The organism is Pantoea sp. alder81, assembly GCF_020179835.1.
Classification (GTDB): Bacteria; Pseudomonadota; Gammaproteobacteria; order Enterobacterales; family Enterobacteriaceae; genus Pantoea.
The window spans coordinates 1-17,103 of record NZ_JAIUDA010000012.1 but is presented as its reverse complement, the minus strand read 5'-3'; the positions used below and the strand labels follow the sequence as shown (position 1 = coordinate 17,103).

Annotated in this window: 13 protein-coding genes and 1 riboswitch; of the genes, 9 read left to right on the top strand and 4 right to left on the bottom strand. The window is 53.6% G+C overall.

What is annotated here, in order from left to right; all coding sequences use genetic code 11:
• Window positions 1–109: 109 nt before the first annotated feature.
• The gene (gene ppc / locus LBW88_RS23735; protein ID WP_224934957.1) at window positions 110–2,761 is read right to left on the bottom strand and encodes a phosphoenolpyruvate carboxylase; all 2,652 of its coding nucleotides are present in this window, start codon (window positions 2,759–2,761) and stop codon (window positions 110–112) included.
• A gap of 246 nt (window positions 2,762–3,007) precedes the next feature.
• Window positions 3,008–4,156 (bottom strand): acetylornithine deacetylase, encoded by a 1,149-nt coding sequence (argE, locus tag LBW88_RS23730; protein ID WP_224934955.1) that lies wholly within the window; start codon window positions 4,154–4,156, stop codon window positions 3,008–3,010.
• 170 nt (window positions 4,157–4,326) lie between these two features.
• Here argE and argC point away from each other — a divergent pair, with 170 nt between their 5' ends.
• The 5 genes from argC (at window position 4,327) to oxyR (ending at window position 9,987) form a co-directional block, all read left to right on the top strand.
• On the top strand, window positions 4,327–5,331 hold the full coding sequence (argC, locus tag LBW88_RS23725; protein ID WP_200577840.1) for an N-acetyl-gamma-glutamyl-phosphate reductase: 1,005 nt from the start codon (window positions 4,327–4,329) through the stop codon (window positions 5,329–5,331).
• 15 nt (window positions 5,332–5,346) lie between these two features.
• A complete protein-coding gene (argB, locus tag LBW88_RS23720) occupies window positions 5,347–6,120 on the top strand; it encodes an acetylglutamate kinase (protein WP_224934953.1) in 774 nt (257 codons plus the stop codon).
• Between the two features lie 15 nt (window positions 6,121–6,135).
• On the top strand, window positions 6,136–7,353 hold the full coding sequence (locus tag LBW88_RS23715; RefSeq protein ID WP_224934951.1) for an argininosuccinate synthase: 1,218 nt from the start codon (window positions 6,136–6,138) through the stop codon (window positions 7,351–7,353).
• 76 nt (window positions 7,354–7,429) lie between these two features.
• Window positions 7,430–8,803, top strand: a complete 1,374-nt coding sequence (gene argH, locus LBW88_RS23710) for an argininosuccinate lyase (protein ID WP_224934949.1) — start codon at window positions 7,430–7,432, stop codon at window positions 8,801–8,803.
• Window positions 8,804–9,069: 266 nt separating this feature from the next.
• Window positions 9,070–9,987 (top strand): DNA-binding transcriptional regulator OxyR, encoded by a 918-nt coding sequence (gene oxyR, locus LBW88_RS23705; protein ID WP_224934947.1) that lies wholly within the window; start codon window positions 9,070–9,072, stop codon window positions 9,985–9,987.
• Here the strand turns inward: oxyR and sthA are convergent.
• On the bottom strand, window positions 9,970–11,370 hold the full coding sequence (gene sthA, locus LBW88_RS23700) for a Si-specific NAD(P)(+) transhydrogenase (RefSeq protein ID WP_021506825.1): 1,401 nt from the start codon (window positions 11,368–11,370) through the stop codon (window positions 9,970–9,972). The genes oxyR and sthA overlap by 18 nt on opposite strands.
• A 195-nt stretch (window positions 11,371–11,565) precedes the next feature.
• Between sthA and fabR the strand changes: the two genes are divergently transcribed.
• Together fabR and LBW88_RS23690 are read left to right on the top strand one after the other, a co-directional pair.
• On the top strand, window positions 11,566–12,210 hold the full coding sequence (gene fabR, locus LBW88_RS23695) for an HTH-type transcriptional repressor FabR (RefSeq protein ID WP_224934945.1): 645 nt from the start codon (window positions 11,566–11,568) through the stop codon (window positions 12,208–12,210).
• 18 nt (window positions 12,211–12,228) lie between these two features.
• On the top strand, window positions 12,229–12,585 hold the full coding sequence (locus tag LBW88_RS23690; protein WP_034823705.1) for a YijD family membrane protein: 357 nt from the start codon (window positions 12,229–12,231) through the stop codon (window positions 12,583–12,585).
• A gap of 36 nt (window positions 12,586–12,621) precedes the next feature.
• Here the strand turns inward: LBW88_RS23690 and trmA are convergent, their stop codons facing one another.
• Window positions 12,622–13,725: a tRNA (uridine(54)-C5)-methyltransferase TrmA gene (gene trmA / locus LBW88_RS23685; protein ID WP_224934943.1), complete on the bottom strand. Its 1,104-nt coding sequence runs from the start codon at window positions 13,723–13,725 to the stop codon at window positions 12,622–12,624.
• A gap of 99 nt (window positions 13,726–13,824) precedes the next feature.
• A riboswitch (cobalamin riboswitch) is annotated at window positions 13,825–14,007 on the top strand.
• A 69-nt stretch (window positions 14,008–14,076) separates the two neighbouring features.
• Here trmA and btuB point away from each other — a divergent pair.
• Window positions 14,077–15,948, top strand: a complete 1,872-nt coding sequence (gene btuB, locus LBW88_RS23680) for a TonB-dependent vitamin B12 receptor BtuB (protein ID WP_224934941.1) — start codon at window positions 14,077–14,079, stop codon at window positions 15,946–15,948.
• Window positions 15,893–16,744 carry a glutamate racemase gene (murI, locus tag LBW88_RS23675; RefSeq protein ID WP_224934939.1) on the top strand — a complete coding sequence of 284 codons (852 nt, stop codon included), beginning with the start codon at window positions 15,893–15,895 and terminating at the stop codon, window positions 16,742–16,744. Before btuB ends, murI begins: the two co-directional genes overlap by 56 nt.
• Window positions 16,745–17,103: the final 359 nt, after the last annotated feature.

Here is a 17,103-nt window from a genome sequence, read left to right as displayed (position 1 = left end):
TCCATGGCGCCCAACGCTTTACTCCATTTGCCGCTTCTTCCCGCTTTGCAATATTGTGCCCATAAAAAAAGGGCCAGATTGGCCCCTTCATGATTAGCGCATACCGCAACTAGCCGGTATTACGCATACCCGCTGCCACACCCGCAATCGTCACCATCAGCGCTTGTTCAACACGCGCATCCGGCTCATCACCACGCTCTTCCTGCGCACGTGCACGATGCAGCAGTTCAGCCTGCAGCACGTTGAGGGGATCGGTGTAGACATTACGCAGCGCAATAGACTCGGCAATCCACGGCTGGTCGGCCATCAAATGCGCATCGTTGGCGATGGTCAACACGGCTTTGATGTCCGCAGCCAGCTGATCGCGCAGCTGCTGGCCCAGTGGCCACAGTGATTTATCCACCAGACGCTGATCGTAGTATTCCGCCAGCCACAGGTCGGCTTTCGAGAACACCATCTCCAGCATGCCCAGACGGGTGGCGAAGAACGGCCACTCGCTGCACATCGCTTCCAGCTGATCCTGATGACCTTCATCCATTGCTTTCTGCAACGCCGCGCCAGCACCCAGCCAGGCGGGCAGCATCAAGCGGTTCTGCGTCCAGGCGAAGATCCATGGGATGGCACGCAGCGATTCCACGCCGCCGGTAGGACGACGCTTAGCCGGACGTGAACCGAGCGGCAATTTACCCAACTCTTGCTCTGGCGTGGCCGAGCGGAAGTACGGCACGAAGTCCGGATTTTCACGCACATAACCGCGGTACATGGCGCAGGAGTGGGCTGACAAACCGTTCATGATCTCTTTCCACTCGCGCTTAGGCTCTGGCGGTGGCATCAGGTTGGCTTCGAGAATCGCACCGGTATACAGCGACAGGCTGGCGATGGTGACTTCTGGCAAACCGTATTTGAAGCGAATCATCTCGCCCTGTTCGGTCACGCGCAAGCCGCCTTTCAGGCTGCCCGGCGGTTGCGACAGCAGTGCTGCGTGCGCAGGTGCGCCGCCACGGCCGATGGAACCGCCGCGTCCGTGGAACAGCGTCAGCGTGATGCCGGCTTTCTCACAGGTTTTAATCAACGCATCCTGTGCTTCGTATTGCGCCCAGCTGGCGGCCATCACGCCGGCATCTTTTGCCGAGTCGGAATAACCAATCATCACCATCTGTTTGCCGTTGATGAAGCCGCGATACCAATCGATGCTCAGCAATTGCGTCATCACGTCATTGGCGTTGTTCAAATCGTCGAGGGTTTCGAACAGTGGCGCCACCGGCATCGCGTAAGGAATGCCGGCTTCCTTCAGCAGCAAATGCACCGCCAGCACGTCCGACGGCGTTTTCGCCATGGAAATCACGTAAGAGGCGATGGAGCCTTGCGGTGCTTCGGCCACCACTTTACAGGTATCCAGCACTTCGCGGGTGTTGTCACCTGGCTCCCATTGATGCGGCAGCAGCGGACGTTTGGAATTCAGTTCGCGGATCAGGAACGCCTGTTTGTCGGCTTCTGACCAGCTTTCATAATCGCCCAGACCCAGATAGCGGGTGACTTCGGCAATGGCTTCGGTATGACGGGTGCTCTCCTGGCGGATATCGATGCGCACCAGCGGCACGCCAAAGCACTTCACGCGACGCAGCGTATCCAGCAGCTGCCCGTTGGCGATGATGCCCATGCCACATTGCTGCAGTGATTGATAAATCGCGTACAGCGGTTGCCACAGCTGATCGTTGGACACCAGCAGGTCGGCAGGGCGCGGCAGGCGTTCGCCTTTCAAGCGACGGCCTAAATACGCTTGTGTGGTCATCAGCTGGCCACGAATACGCTTCAGGATCATGCGGTACGGTTCCAGCGCTTCTGGATCGCCGCACAGTTCGCGCACTTCATCGCTGCATTCTGACATCGATAGCTCTGAGATCAGCACGCCCACGTCGCGCAGGAACAGGTCGGCGGCTTTCCAGCGGCTCAGCTGCATCGCATGGCGCGTGATAGGCGCAGTGACGTTCGGGTTGCCGTCGCGATCGCCACCCATCCACGAGGTGAATTTAATCGGCACGAAATCCACCGGCAGTTTAATGCCGAAGGTCTCTTCAACCTGCTCATTCAGCTCGCGCAGGAAAGCCGGCACGCCTTGCCACAGGCTGTTTTCGACGACCGCAAAGCCCCATTTGGCTTCATCAATCGGCGTTGGGCGATACTTGCGGATTTCATCGGTATGCCAGGCTTGCGCGACTAATTGGCGCAAACGACGCATCACTTGCGTGCGTTCGTAATCAGAGATGTCGCTGTGATCGAGCTGCTGCAGGCAGCTGTTCACTTCGCCCAGCATGTGGATCAGCGTGCGACGGGTGATTTCGGTTGGGTGAGCGGTCAGCACCAGCTCCAGCGACAGTTCTTCGATCGCCTGGCGAATCGAACTTTCGCTGATGTCGTTCTGCTGCTTCAGACGTTCAAAGGTCTTCTTCAGGATTTCAGGATTGTTCGCGCCATCGCCGCTGCGGGAAATGGTCTGATACTGCTCTGCCACGTTGGTCAGGTTGAGGAACTGACTAAACGCACGCGCGACGGGCAGCAGCTCGTCATTAGAGAGATTTTGCAGCGTGTTCAGCAGTTCCTTACGATCGGTGTCATTGCCTGCGCGGGAGGACTTAGAGAGTTTGCGGATGGTTTCCACCCGATCGAGGATGTTCTCTCCCAGTGCATCCTTTATCGTATCCCCGAGCAGTTTGCCGAGCATACTGACATTACTTCGCATTGCGGAATATTGTTCGTTCATTTGACCCTGACACCCTTATCGTCTTGAAAGTACCCTTACACCCAACGGGCATAACATCGTCTTTTATCTAGCCACGGTTCTTCCTATTCGTCAATTGACTTAAATTGACGATAATTCGCTGCTAACTACCGGAAATTCATAGAATTAAAGTGAGGGGAAGCGAGATAAGTTATTCTTATTATTAAATCCCGAACAATGACCGGGCAATTTACTGTTTTAACAGTGAATTGCCCCATCTATTGTTAATCAGTGACAAAAATGCTGCACAACCTGCGTGATAAGCGCATGAGTTGGCTTAATAAATGCGGTATCGATAAACTCATCAGGTTGATGCGCCTGATTGATCGATCCTGGGCCTAAAACCAGCGTTGGACACAATTGCTGGATAAAAGGCGCTTCGGTGCAATAGTTCACCACTTCGGTCGGCACGCCCAGCAATTTCTCTACCACTTTCACCAGCTCATGATCGGCTGGACATTCGTAGCCAGGAATCGGCGGATGCAGTTCGCCCACGGTTAAACGGCCTGGCCAACGTTCGCTTACCGGCGCCAGTGCTTCATTCAGCAAACCATCCAGATCGCTCAGGGTTAAGCCCGGCAGTGGACGAATATCCATGTGTAATTCACAGCAAGCGCAGATACGGTTTGCGGCATCACCACCGTTAATGTGACCCAGGTTCATGGTTGGGTAAGGGATAGCGAAACCGTCGTGGTTATAACGATTTTTCAGGGTATTGCGCAGTTGCATCAGTTGGGTGATGGACTCATGCATCAGCTCAATGGCATTCACGCCGCGTGAGGGATCGCTGGAGTGACCTGACTGGCCCTGAATACGAATCACGTTCGACAGATGACCTTTGTGCGCACGCACCGGCTTCAGCGAGGTCGGCTCACCGATGATGGCGCAATCTGGACGCAGCTGAGTGGTTTCAGAGAAATACTTCGCCCCGGCCATGGTGGTTTCTTCATCGGCGGTTGCAAGGATGTACAGCGGCTTACTCAGTTTGGTCACGTCAACGTCACGCAGCGCATCCAGAATAAAGGCAAAGAAGCCTTTCATATCTGCCGTACCCAAACCGTACAGCTTGTTGTCGTGCTCGGTCAGCGTGAAGGGATCGCGTGTCCAGCGGCCATCATCATAGGGAACGGTGTCAGTATGGCCCGCCAGCAGCAGGCCGCCAGCACCCAATCCGCTACGTGCCAGCATATTGAATTTATGGCGAGTGCCCGGCACCGGCTGGACTTCAACACTGAAGCCTAAATCGCGGAACCAGCCCGCCAGCAAATTGATTAAAGTTTCATTGCTCTGATCCAGCGCGCTGTCGGTGGCGCTGATTGATGGTGTGGCAATCAACTGGCGGTAGAGTTCGATAAAAGGTGGTAATTTTGTCTTCACTGTTGACGGTCCTTGGGTTAGGATGTATCAATATTCATGCATTAATAGTGAATAAAAATACAATAACGTCGCTTGCATGTGAAGGGTAAAATCATCTGCAAACGGCATCGTGGGCAACGGGGCAAAGCCGCGACCCGGAATGAGTGACTGTAAATAAGGGTTACAGCCTGATGTTGAATACGCTGATCGTTGGTGCCAGTGGTTATGCTGGCGTAGAGCTTGCCACTTACCTGAATCGCCATCCGCATATGAACATAACCGCTTTGGCGGTTTCAGCGCAAAGCCCGGATGCCGGAAAATTACTGTCTGATCTGCATCCGCAGCTGAAAGGCATTGTCGATTTGCCACTGCAGCCGCTGAGTGATGCCGCAGAATGGGCCGATAAAGTCGATGTGGTGTTCCTCGCGACTGCGCACGAAGTCAGCCACGATCTGGCGCCCGAATTCCTCAAAGCAGGCTGCGTGGTGTTCGACCTTTCCGGTGCATTCCGTGTCAACGACGATGCTTTCTATACCCAATATTATGGTTTCAGCCATCAGCATCAGGATTGGCTGGATAAAGCTGTCTACGGCCTGGCCGAATGGCAGCATGATAAAATTAAAGATGCGCAGCTGGTGGCAGTACCCGGTTGCTATCCCACGGCGGCGCAGCTGTCATTGAAACCGCTGGTCGAAGCGGGATTGCTTAACGATGCACAATGGCCGGTGATCAATGCCACCAGTGGTGTGAGCGGAGCAGGGCGTAAAGCCAACGTCGGCACCAGCTTCTGTGAAGTCAGCCTGCAGCCATATGGCCTGTTCAATCATCGTCATCATCCTGAAATCGTGGCGCATCTCGGTACGCCTGTGATTTTCACCCCGCATCTGGGCAGCTTCCCGCGCGGAATTCTTTCTACTACCACCTGCCGCCTGAAAGCGGGCGTGACGCAGCAAGACGTGGCGGATGCCTTCCACAAGGCTTACCACGACAAACCGCTGGTGCGTGTGTATGACAAAGGTGTGCCGGCGCTGAAAGCGGTCGTCGGTTTGCCGTTCTGCGATATCGGTTTTGCCATGCAGGGTGAACACCTGATCGTGGTCGCTGCCGAAGATAACCTGTTGAAAGGTGCCTCTTCGCAGGCGGTTCAATGCTTAAACATTCGTTTCGGCTTCCCCGAAACGCTGTCACTGATTTAACGGACGGAAACTGCCATGAATCCATTAATCATTAAACTGGGTGGCGTGCTGCTGGATAACGAAGAAGCGCTGGCCCGCTTGTTTGATGCGCTGCTGGCCTACCGCAATGAACATCAGCGCCCGCTGATCATTGTGCACGGCGGCGGCTGCCTGGTTGACGAGCTAATGAAGAAGCTCGCGCTGCCGGTGAAAAAGAAGAACGGTTTGCGCGTGACGCCAGCCGATCAGATTGACATTATTACCGGTGCTTTAGCGGGTACAGCGAATAAGACCTTGCTGGCCTGGGCGAAGAAGTACGGCATTGGTGCTGTGGGCTTGTGCCTCGGCGATGCGGGCCTGGTAAACGTGGCGCAGTTCGATGAAGAACTCGGCCATGTAGGCAACGCCACGCCGGGTAATCCGGCGCTGGTCAACACCTTGCTGAGTGCGGGCTATATGCCGGTGATCAGCTCAATCGGTATTACCGATGGCGGCGACCTGATGAACGTCAACGCTGACCAGGCGGCGACCGCGCTGGCGGCGACCATCGGTGCAGATTTAGTGCTGCTGTCAGATGTCAGCGGTATTCTCGATGGCAAAGGTCAGCGCATCGAAGAGATGACGGCCGAGAAAGCCCAGCAGCTGATTGACCAGGGCATTATCACTGATGGCATGATCGTTAAAGTTAACGCGGCACTCGATGCTGCGCGCACGTTAGGTCGCCCGGTCGATATCGCCAGCTGGCGCCATGCTGAACAGCTGCCAACCCTTTTCAACGGCGTGTCGATTGGCACCCGGATTCTCGCATAATCAAGGATTTAAGATATGAGCACGCAAAACATCAAAAAAATCGTTCTGGCCTACTCCGGCGGTCTTGATACTTCAGCCATCATTCCATGGTTGAAAGAGAACTACGGTGGCTGTGAAGTAGTGGCATTCGTGGCCAACATTGGTCAGGACCCAGCCGATCTGGAAGGCGTTGAGAAGAAGGCACTGCAGTCTGGTGCTTCTGAGTGCCACGTTGCGGATCTGCGTGAAGAGTTCATCAGCGAATACGTTTATCCGGTGCTGCAAACCGGTGCGCTGTACGAAGGCACCTACCTGCTGGGTACCTCAATGGCACGTCCAATCATCGCGAAAGCGCAGGTTGAGCTGGCGCTGAAAGTGGGTGCGGATGCACTGTGCCACGGTGCGACCGGTAAGGGTAACGATCAGGTGCGTTTCGAAACCACCTATACCGCACTGGCTCCACAGCTGAAAGTCGTTGCGCCATGGCGTGAGTGGGATCTGCGTTCACGTGAAGCACTGCTGGATTACCTGAAAGAGCGCAACATTCCGACCACCGCATCGCTGGAAAAAATCTACAGCCGTGATGAGAACGCATGGCACATCTCGACTGAAGGTGGCGTACTGGAAAGCCCAGCGAACGCACCGAACAAAGATTGCTGGGTGTGGACCGTTGATCCACTGGAAGCGCCAGATCAGCCTGAAAACGTCACCGTGACCGTTGAGAAAGGTCGCGTGGTGGCGGTCAATGGCGAGAAGCTGAGCCCGTTCAAGTGTCTGGAAAAGCTGAACGTGCTGGGCGCAAAACACGGTGTGGGTCGTATCGACATCGTGGAAAACCGTCTGGTCGGTATCAAATCTCGCGGCTGCTATGAAACCCCCGGCGGCACCATCATGGTCAACGCGCTGCGTGCGGTTGAGCAGTTAGTACTGGATCGTGATAGCTTCAAATGGCGTGAGCAGCTGGGCCATGAAATGTCTTACGTGGTTTATGACGGTCGCTGGTTCGCGCCGCTGCGTAAATCCATCCAGGCCGCTGCCGAATCACTGGCAGAAGAGGTAAACGGCGAAGTGGTACTGCAGCTGTACAAAGGCCACGCCACTACAACGCAGAAAACCTCGGCCAACAGCCTGTACTCTGAAGAGTTCGCGACCTTCGGCGAAGACGAAGTTTACGACCACAGCCACGCGGGCGGCTTTATCCGTCTGTTCTCTCTCTCTTCACGCATTCGTGCACTGAACGAGCAGAAGAAGTAACACCGCAGCAGATAACACATTTTGCAAGGGCGGCTTCGGGCCGCCCTTTCTATAACAGCATTCAGGAGTAAAGCAGATGGCACTTTGGGGCGGACGTTTTTCGCAGGCAGCAGACCAACGGTTCAAACAGTTCAACGACTCACTGCGTTTTGACTATCGTCTGGCAGAGCAGGACATCACCGGTTCGATAGCCTGGTCTAAAGCGCTGGTTACCGTGAACGTGCTGAGCAGCGATGAGCAGCAGCAACTGGAAGCCGCATTGAATGAACTGCTGGCAGAAGTGCGCGCCAATCCCGAGCAGATTCTGCAAAGCGATGCCGAAGATATCCATAGCTGGGTCGAGGGCAAGCTGATCGACAAAGTGGGTGCCCTGGGCAAAAAACTGCACACTGGCCGTAGCCGTAACGACCAGGTCGCTACCGATCTAAAACTGTGGTGCAAAGAGCAGGTCGCGGTGCTGCTGGACGCCACGCGCGAACTGCAATCAGCCCTCGTTGCTACTGCAGAAGCTAATCAGGATGCAGTGATGCCGGGTTACACGCACCTGCAACGCGCGCAGCCGGTGACCTTCGCGCACTGGTGTCTGGCGTACGTAGAAATGCTGGCGCGTGATGAAAGCCGTCTGCAGGATACGCTGAAGCGTCTGGATGTCAGTCCGCTGGGCTGTGGCGCACTGGCTGGCACCGCGTATGAAATCGATCGTCAGCAGCTGGCGGGCTGGTTAGGCTTCGCATCCGCCACGCGCAACAGCCTCGATACCGTGTCTGATCGTGACCACGTGCTGGAGCTGCTGTCCGATGCCTCTATCGGCATGATTCATCTCTCACGCTTCGCCGAAGATCTGATCTTCTTCAACACCGGCGAAGCAGGCTTCCTTGAGCTGTCTGACAAAGTGACGTCAGGTTCTTCATTAATGCCACAGAAGAAAAATCCGGATGCGTTAGAACTGATTCGCGGCAAATGTGGCCGTGTACAGGGCGCGCTGACCGGCATGATGATGACGCTGAAAGGTTTGCCGCTGGCCTACAACAAAGACATGCAGGAAGACAAAGAAGGCCTGTTCGATGCGCTCGATACCTGGGTGGATTGTCTGCACATGTCGGTACTGGTACTGGACGGCATTCAGGTAAAACGCCCACGCTGTCAGGAAGCGGCCGAGCAGGGTTACGCCAACTCCACCGAACTGGCGGATTATCTGGTGGCCAAAGGTGTACCGTTCCGTGAAGCGCACCACATTGTCGGTGAAACCGTAGTTGAAGCGATCAAGCAGGGCGTGGCGCTGGAAGCGTTAAGCCTGGCGCAGTTGAAGCAGTTCAGTGCGGTGATTGAGGATGACGTTTATCCGATTCTGTCGCTGCAATCCTGCCTCGACAAGCGTAATGCGCAAGGTGGCGTGTCACCACAGCAGGTGGCGTTTGCCATCGCTGAAGCGAAAAAGCGTCTGGCGTAAAAAAAAAGAGCGGGCTCCTTTTCGGTAGCCCGCCAACCTCTAGCTTCAGAAATACATATTGTTATAGGCACATCATCAAGGGCTGGCACTCCCGGCCAACACTATGATTTTTCGAGCTCATTGCAGGTGATGCTCGATGTCATCTCTACTTCGTTTTCAACATTGCTTGCTATGGCCGGTATTATTCCTGTTCATCGCTTGATAGGGCTAATCGTTCATTGCTATTCTATCTATCGCCACGGGCTATCGTGGTTTGGAGGAAATCAATGAACATTCGTGATCTGGAGTATCTGGTTTCGCTTGCGGAGCATCGCCATTTCCGGCGTGCAGCTGATGCGTGTCATGTCAGCCAACCTACCTTAAGCGGGCAGATTCGTAAGCTGGAAGATGAGCTCGGTGTGATGCTGCTGGAGCGTACCAGCCGTAAAGTGTTATTTACCCAGGCTGGACTGTTGCTGGTGGATCAGGCGCGAACTGTGCTGCGTGAAGTCAAAGTGCTGAAGGAGATGGCGAGCCAACAGGGCGAAGCGATGTCCGGACCGCTGCATATTGGTCTGATTCCAACCACTGGCCCATATTTGCTGCCGCAGATCATTCCTATGCTGCATCAAACTTTCCCTAAACTCGAAATGTACCTGCACGAAGCGCAAACGCAGCAACTGCTGGCCCAGCTCGACAGCGGTAAACTGGATTGTGCCATTCTGGCGCTGGTCAAAGAGAGCGAGGCCTTTATTGAAGTGCCGCTGTTTGATGAACCGATGAAACTGGCGATCTACAAGGATCACCCATGGCACGATCGTGATCGTGTGCCAATGTCGGATCTGGCCGGTGAAAAGCTGTTGATGCTGGAAGATGGCCACTGCTTGCGCGATCAGGCCATGGGCTTCTGCTTCGAAGCGGGTGCAGATGAAGACACGCATTTCCGTGCAACCAGCCTCGAAACGCTGCGCAACATGGTCGCGGCAGGAAGCGGTATTACCTTGCTGCCATCGCTGGCGGTACCGAAGGAACGCGTGCGTGATGGCGTGTGTTATCTGCCATGTTATAAGCCAGTTCCACAGCGCACGATTGCTCTGGTGTATCGCCCAGGATCACCTCTGCGCAGCCGCTATGAGCAGCTGGCAGAAGCAATCAAAACCCATATGCAGGGTTATCTGGACACGTCGTTAAAACAGGCGGTTTAAACCGTTTAGTGCGGCCACACGATAAGCCTCGGCCATGGTCGGATAGTTGAAGGTGGTATTCACGAAGTACTCAATCGTGTTGCCGCCGTTCTTCTGCTCCATGATGGCCTGGCCAATGTGAATAATCTCCGCCGCACGTTCGCCAAAGCAGTGAATCCCCAAAATCTCTTTGGTTTCGCGATGGAACAGGATTTTCAGACTGCCCACGTGCATCCCCACAATCTGCGCACGCGCCAGATGTTTGAACTGCGCACGACCCACTTCGTAAGGCACTTTCATCGCGGTCAGCTGCTGCTCGGTTTTACCCACTGAGCTGATCTCCGGAATAGTGTAAATCCCAGTTGGAATATCCTCGATCAGATGGGCAGTGGCTTCACCTTTAATGATCGCCTGTGCGGCAATACGGCCCTGATCGTAGGCCGCTGAAGCCAGACTCGGATAACCAATTACGTCGCCGACCGCATAGATGTGCGGCTGCGCAGTCTGGTACATGCTGTTCACTTTCAACAGGCCACGACCATCGGCTTCCAGCCCGACATTTTCCAGCGCCAGTGAATCGGTGTTACCGGTACGGCCGTTAGCGTACAGCAGGCAATCCGCTTTCACTTTTTTGCCCGACTTCAGGTGCATAATCACACCATCACTCACACCTTCAATCTTCTCAAACTCTTCGTTGTGACGAATCACCACGCCGCTGTTCCAGAAGTGATAAGAGAGCGAATCTGACATTTCCTGATCGAGGAAGGCCAGCAAACGATCGCGGGTGTTAATTAAATCCACCTTGACGTTCAGGCCACGGAAAATCGACGCGTATTCGCAACCAATCACACCGGCGCCGTAGATGATCACATGGCCAGGTTCATGATGCAGATTGAGGATAGAGTCGGAGTCGTAAATGCGTGGGTGCGTAAAGTCGACGTCTGCAGGATGGTAAGGACGTGAACCGCACGCAATCACGAATTTTTCTGCGGTTAAGCGTTCGCGGGTGCCATCGGGTTGTTCAACTTCGATGGTGTTGGCATCAACAAAATGGGCATCGCCCTGATAAAGCTCACAACGGTTGCGCTCGTAAAATCCCTGACGCATTGCCGTTTGCTGACTGATAACGTTTTCGGTGTGATTCAGAATGTCAGCAAATGAGGAGCGCAGGAGTCGGGTGTGATCGCTATAAAGGGGGTTTTGATTGAACTCGATAATACGGCTGACAGCGTGACGTAAAGCTTTGGAGGGGATGGTCCCCCAGTGAGTACAACCGCCGCCGATATTATGGTAGCGTTCGATCACTGCAATGCGCGCTCCCTGCTTCACCAGGCCCATTGCCGCACCTTCGCCGCCTGGACCGGAGCCAATCACAATGGCATCGTAATCGTAAGACTTTTGCATACCAGTACGTCCTATTTTTTCTATCACATTTTTACAACGAGATTCTAACATCTCACCGCGCACTTCTGAATTCTAACAGCGAAAAATCCCCAGTTTTGACAAAGCGTGAGGTACACAGGCGGTCACAAACTTTGCGCCACTGTACGCTGAAAAGTTTGTTATAGTGCCTTCCAGATCACTCAAAAGGCCGGGAAAATGGGCGTCAGGGCGCAACAGAAAGAACGTACAAGGCGTACGCTGATTGAAGCAGCCTTCAGTCAGTTAAGTGCAGAAAGGAGTTTTGCCAGCCTGAGTTTGCGTGAAGTTGCGCGTGAAGCCGGGATTGCACCTACCTCGTTTTATCGTCACTTTAAAGATGTGGATGAACTGGGTCTGACCATGGTTGACGAAAGTGGACTGATGTTACGCCAGCTGATGCGTCAGGCACGCCAGCGCATTGCCAAGGGCGGCAGCATCATCAAGACCTCCGTTTCGACATTTATGGAATTTATCGGGAACAATCCCAACGCTTTTCGCCTCTTACTACGCGAGCGCTCCGGAACATCGGCCGCGTTCCGTGCCGCAGTCGCGCGTGAAATTCAGCACTTTATCGCTGAGCTTGCGGATTACCTTGAGCTGGAAAATCGTATGCCGCGCAGCTTTACCGAAGCGCAGGCCGAAGCCATGGTGACCATCGTGTTCAGCGCCGGTGCGGAAGCACTGGATGTGGATAACGAACAGCGCCGCAAGCTGGAAGATCGCCTGGTGCTGCAATTGCGCATGATCGCCAAAGGCGCTTATTACTGGTATCGCCGGGAGCAGGAACGTCTGGCGGTTACCCTGGAAAAACCCGAAGAGTAATGTGATAAGGATAATGAAATGATTGAGCAAAACCCTCGCGATAAAGGAACCCTGTTACTGGCTTTTATCACCGGTTTAGCGATCAACGGCTCCTTTTCGGTGCTGTTCAGTACGTTTGTGCCATTTTCGATATTCCCGCTGATCGCCCTTGGCCTCGCGGCCTGGTGTCTTCATCAGCGTTATCTCAACCGCAATATGCCCGATGGCATGCCTTCACTGGCCGCGGCGTTTTTCCTTTTGGGTATTCTGGTGTATAGCGCGCTGGTACGTGCTGAATATCCGGATATCGGTTCCAACTTCATCCCCACCATTTTGATGGTGGCGCTGGTGTTCTGGATTGCTACCCGCTTCCGCCGCGCCAGGAACAAGAGCTAAATACAATAACGGGAACCGCAGGGTTCCCGTTTTGTTTTACGCTTTGCGTGTCAGCCAGACGCCGCATTCCATGTGATGGGTATACGGGAACTGGTCGAACAGTGCCAGCCGTGACACCTCATGGGTTTCACCTAGCGTGGCAAGGTTATCGCACAGGGTTTGCGGGTTGCAGGAGATATAAAGGATACGCGGATACGCCTGCACCATCTTCACGGTTTCCTCATCCAACCCGCTACGTGGTGGATCGACAAAGATGGTTTCGCATTGATAGCTCTTCAGGTCGATGCCTTCCAAACGATTAAAGCTGCGTACACCATTCATCGCTTGCGTAAACTCTTCCGCCGCCATGCGTATAATCTGCACGTTATCAATTTGGTTGGCTGCAATGTTGTACTGCGCTGATGCTACTGAAGGTTTCGCAATTTCCGTCGCCAGTACGCGATGGAAGTTACGTGCCAGCGCCAGCGAGAAATTGCCGTTACCGCAATAGAGTTCCAGCAAATCACCACGTGAGCCCTGAGTGACATCCAGCGCCCATTCCAGCATCTGAATATTCATCGCGGCGTTCGGCTGGGTGAAACTGTTTTCAACCTGACGATAAATCATCTCTTTGCCCGCGACCGGCAGGCGCTCATCGACGTAATCGCGATCGAGGCAGATTTTGGTTTTGGTCGCACGGCCAATCAACTGCACATCGATGCCTTCAGCGCGCAGTGTGTCGCGCAATGCAGTGGCCGCTTCGGTCCAATCGGCTTCCAGCTTGCGGTGATACAACAGCGAAATCACAATCTGATTGCTCATCGTCGACAGGTAGTCGATCTGGAACAGTTTGAAACGCAGCGCTTTGTTATCACGGATCGCATCGATCAATTTTGGCATCAGCTGGTTGATCAATTCACTGGCGGCGGGGAATTGATCTACACGGATGCGCTGTTTTGTCTCTTGATCAAAGATGATGTGGTACAGATCGTCGCCATCATGCCAGATGCGGAATTCTGCGCGCATACGGTAGTGGCTGACCGGTGAGCGGAACACCTCCACGTCAGGCGCGGCAAAGGGCACCATCATCGCCTGTAAGCGGCTGACTTTTTCCGCCAGTTGCGCGTCGTATTGTTCAATCGGGAGCTGTTCGGGTGTCATCTTTAATCCTGGTAATAAGCTAGCTTGCCGGGCGATTGTAGGCATTCACCTGCTGATGTCCAGTACTGTGAAGGTAAGATGGCTTTCCAGCCTTCCTGGCCTTAGACTGCGACAGCCGGCCTCTTTGAGTTAAAAGGGAATCCAGTGTGAATCTGGAGCTGACGCGCAGCGGTAAAAGAATGTCGTGGTGAGTGCATCTACAAACACTGTCCTGCGGGATGGGAAGTTTTTCACCATTTATGATTCTCAGCCCGAAGACCTGCCGGTGTGACGTCGCAATTACTACGACCATCGCGTGCTATCGGTCGCAGGCCTGCGGCATCCTGCTTCGTCTTTTGGATGCTTACAACAATGAATAAAAGCAACACTACGCTGTGTGCCTTCAGTGCAACGGCGCTTTCACTCTGGGCTGCGTATGGCTACGCTCAGGATGATGATACGCAAATCGTTACCGCTAACCGTTTCGCTCAGCCGGTTTCATCGGTGCTGGCGCCCACGACGGTAGTCACCCGTGAAGAGATAGATCGATGGCAGGCGAAAAGCCTGACGGATGTGATGCGCCGTTTACCTGGCGTGGATATCGCGCAGAACGGTGGCCTTGGTCAATCCAGCTCGATGTTTATCCGTGGTACTAACTCCAGCCATGTACTGATATTAATTGACGGCGTTCGCCTCAATCAGGCGGGTATTTCTGGTTCGTCTGATCTAAGCCAGATTCCGTTGTCACTGGTGCAGCGCATCGAATATATCCGTGGTGCACGTTCTGCTGTGTATGGCTCGGATGCGATTGGTGGGGTGGTGAACATCATCACCGGCCGTGGAAAACCGGGTACAACGTTGACGGCGGGTGTCGGTTCCAAAGGTTACCAAAGCTATGATGGCTCTACACAGCAGATGCTGGGTGATGCTACCAAGCTCACCATGGCGGGGAATTATACTTACACCAAGGGCTACGATGTCGTGGCGAACTTACCTGACGTGTATGGCGATCCCGCGCAGAAAGACCGTGATGGTTTTATGAGTAAAACCCTGTATGGATCGTTGGAGCATCAGTTTAGCGATGATTTCAGCGGCTTTGTACGCGGCTATGGCTTTGATAACCGCACCGCTTACGATGGTTATCCTACCTACGTAGAACCAAACACCTTTGTCGATACCCGCCAGCTTTATAGCCAAACCTGGGATACCGGCCTGCGCTTCAATCAGGGTATTTACTCATCCCAGTTAATCGCCAGCTATAGCCATACCAAAGATTACAACTACAGCCCGCAACTCGGTAAATATGATGCGACTGCCTCATTAAATGATGTGCAGCAGTACAATCTGCAGTGGGGCAATACGGTGCAGGTCGGGCACGGTGCCATCAGTGGTGGCGTGGACTGGCAGAAACAGACTTCGGAACCGGGTACTAACTCCACGATTGAAGGGCAAGAGCAGCGTAATACCGGTATTTATGTCACTGCACAGCAGCAATTTGGCAGCGTAACGCTGGAAGGGGCGGTGCGTGGCGATGACAATGATGCGTTTGGTTGGCACAACACCTGGCAGAGCAGTGCCGCCTGGGAGTTTGTGGACGGTTACAGTGTCTTCGCCTCTTACGGTACGGCATTCAAATCACCGAATCTGGGACAGCTTTACAGCCAGACCTATGGTAACCCGGATCTGAAGCCAGAAAAGAGCAAGCAGTGGGAAGGGGGCTTTGAGGGGCTGACTGGCCCGGTAAACTGGCGTGTATCGGGTTATCGCAATGATATCGACAATCTGATTGATAGCGATCCCAGCACTTACGTTTATTACAACATCGACAAAGCACGTATTAAAGGTGTCGAAGCTACTGCTTCCTTCGATACTGGCCCGCTAAGCCATCAGATCTCATACGATTATGTTGATGCGCGTGATGCAGAGACCAATCAGCAACTGGCACGCCGTGCTAAGCAGCAGGTGAAATACCAACTCGACTGGACGATCTACGATTTTGACTGGTCTGTGACCTATCACTATCTTGGCGACCGTTACGATAACGACTACAACCACTCTTATACTCCGCAGCGCGTGAAATTAGGCGGCGTGAGCTTATGGGATCTTGCAGTGTCGTATCCGGTCACATCACAGCTCACCGTTCGTGGTAGAATTGCCAACCTGTTCGATAAAGATTACGAGACAGTGTATGGCTATCAAACTCCAGGAACGGAGTATTACCTCAGCGCCAGCTACAGCTTCTGATCCGCGTCCCACCGTGCTGGTGTTTGACTCCGGTGTCGGTGGGCTCTCCGTCTATGATGAGGTCCGGCAATTGCTGCCGGATCTTCACTATCTATACGCCTTCGATAATGAAGGTTTTCCATATGGCGAAAAATCCGAAGACTATATTGTCGAGCGAGTGGTTGCCGTCGTTGACGCAATTACCCAACGCTATCCACTGGCATTAGTGATTATCGCCTGTAACTCTGCCAGCACCGTTTCTTTACCTGCACTGCGTGAGCGCTTTGAGTTTCCTGTTGTCGGTGTTGTGCCGGCGATCAAACCTGCTGCGCGCCTCACGCGTAATGGTGTCGTGGGATTGTTAGCAACACGTGGCACGGTAAAACGTCCTTATACTCATGAGCTGGTGGCGCAATTCGCGCGCGAATGCAAAATCGAAATGCTGGGTTCTGCTGAACTGGTAGAGCTGGCGGAAGCGAAGCTGCATGGCGAAGAAGTTGAGCTGGCTGATGTGCGCCGTGCTGTGCAACCCTGGCTGCGCATGAAAGAGCCACCAGACACAGTGGTATTAGGATGCACGCATTTCCCGCTATTGCGTGACGAGCTTCAAATGGTGTTGCCCGAAGGAACAAGGTTAGTCGATTCAGGTGCGGCCATTGCACGCCGAACGGTATGGCTATTAGAGCATGAAGCACCCCATGCAGTTTCTTCAGATCAAAATGTGGCTTTTTGCACCCGCATGGATGATGAGGTGATGCAATTATCACCGGTTCTTCAGCGTTATGGCTTCCCGTTGCTGGAAAAACTGGCGATTTAGCGGGGTTTCGACGAAAAAAACAACACTCAGAATTTAATTTGTAATTAGCACTTGTCAGCCCAAAAGAAATCCCTATACTGCGCCTCCACTGACACGGAACAACGGCTTACGAAGCGAAGTGTTCAGGAGGTGGTCTTCAAGGCAACCTTCAGAAAAGCAAAAATAAATGCTTGACTGAGAATGCGGAAAGCGTAATATACGCATCCCGCGCCGCTTGAGAAATCGCGGCACTGCTCTTTAACAATTTATCAGACAATCTGTGTGGGCACTCGCAGGATTGATATCAACGTCTCCGGACGTAAAAAATATCAAGTCTCACGAGTGAACACATAATGAAATTCATTATGACGTTTTACAGA

What these genes read in the sequence shown, in the direction of transcription:
- ppc (WP_224934957.1), bottom strand. Translation starts at nt 2,761, where the DNA reads ATGAACGAACAATATTCCGCAATGCGAAGTAATGTCAGTATGCTCGGC.
- argC (WP_200577840.1), top strand. Translation starts at nt 4,327, where the DNA reads ATGTTGAATACGCTGATCGTTGGTGCCAGTGGTTATGCTGGCGTAGAG.
- argB (WP_224934953.1), top strand. Translation starts at nt 5,347, where the DNA reads ATGAATCCATTAATCATTAAACTGGGTGGCGTGCTGCTGGATAACGAA.
- LBW88_RS23715 (WP_224934951.1), top strand. Translation starts at nt 6,136, where the DNA reads ATGAGCACGCAAAACATCAAAAAAATCGTTCTGGCCTACTCCGGCGGT.
- argH (WP_224934949.1), top strand. Translation starts at nt 7,430, where the DNA reads ATGGCACTTTGGGGCGGACGTTTTTCGCAGGCAGCAGACCAACGGTTC.
- oxyR (WP_224934947.1), top strand. Translation starts at nt 9,070, where the DNA reads ATGAACATTCGTGATCTGGAGTATCTGGTTTCGCTTGCGGAGCATCGC.
- sthA (WP_021506825.1), bottom strand. Translation starts at nt 11,370, where the DNA reads ATGCAAAAGTCTTACGATTACGATGCCATTGTGATTGGCTCCGGTCCA.
- fabR (WP_224934945.1), top strand. Translation starts at nt 11,566, where the DNA reads ATGGGCGTCAGGGCGCAACAGAAAGAACGTACAAGGCGTACGCTGATT.
- LBW88_RS23690 (WP_034823705.1), top strand. Translation starts at nt 12,229, where the DNA reads ATGATTGAGCAAAACCCTCGCGATAAAGGAACCCTGTTACTGGCTTTT.
- trmA (WP_224934943.1), bottom strand. Translation starts at nt 13,725, where the DNA reads ATGACACCCGAACAGCTCCCGATTGAACAATACGACGCGCAACTGGCG.
- btuB (WP_224934941.1), top strand. Translation starts at nt 14,077, where the DNA reads ATGAATAAAAGCAACACTACGCTGTGTGCCTTCAGTGCAACGGCGCTT.
- murI (WP_224934939.1), top strand. Translation starts at nt 15,893, where the DNA reads ATGGCTATCAAACTCCAGGAACGGAGTATTACCTCAGCGCCAGCTACA.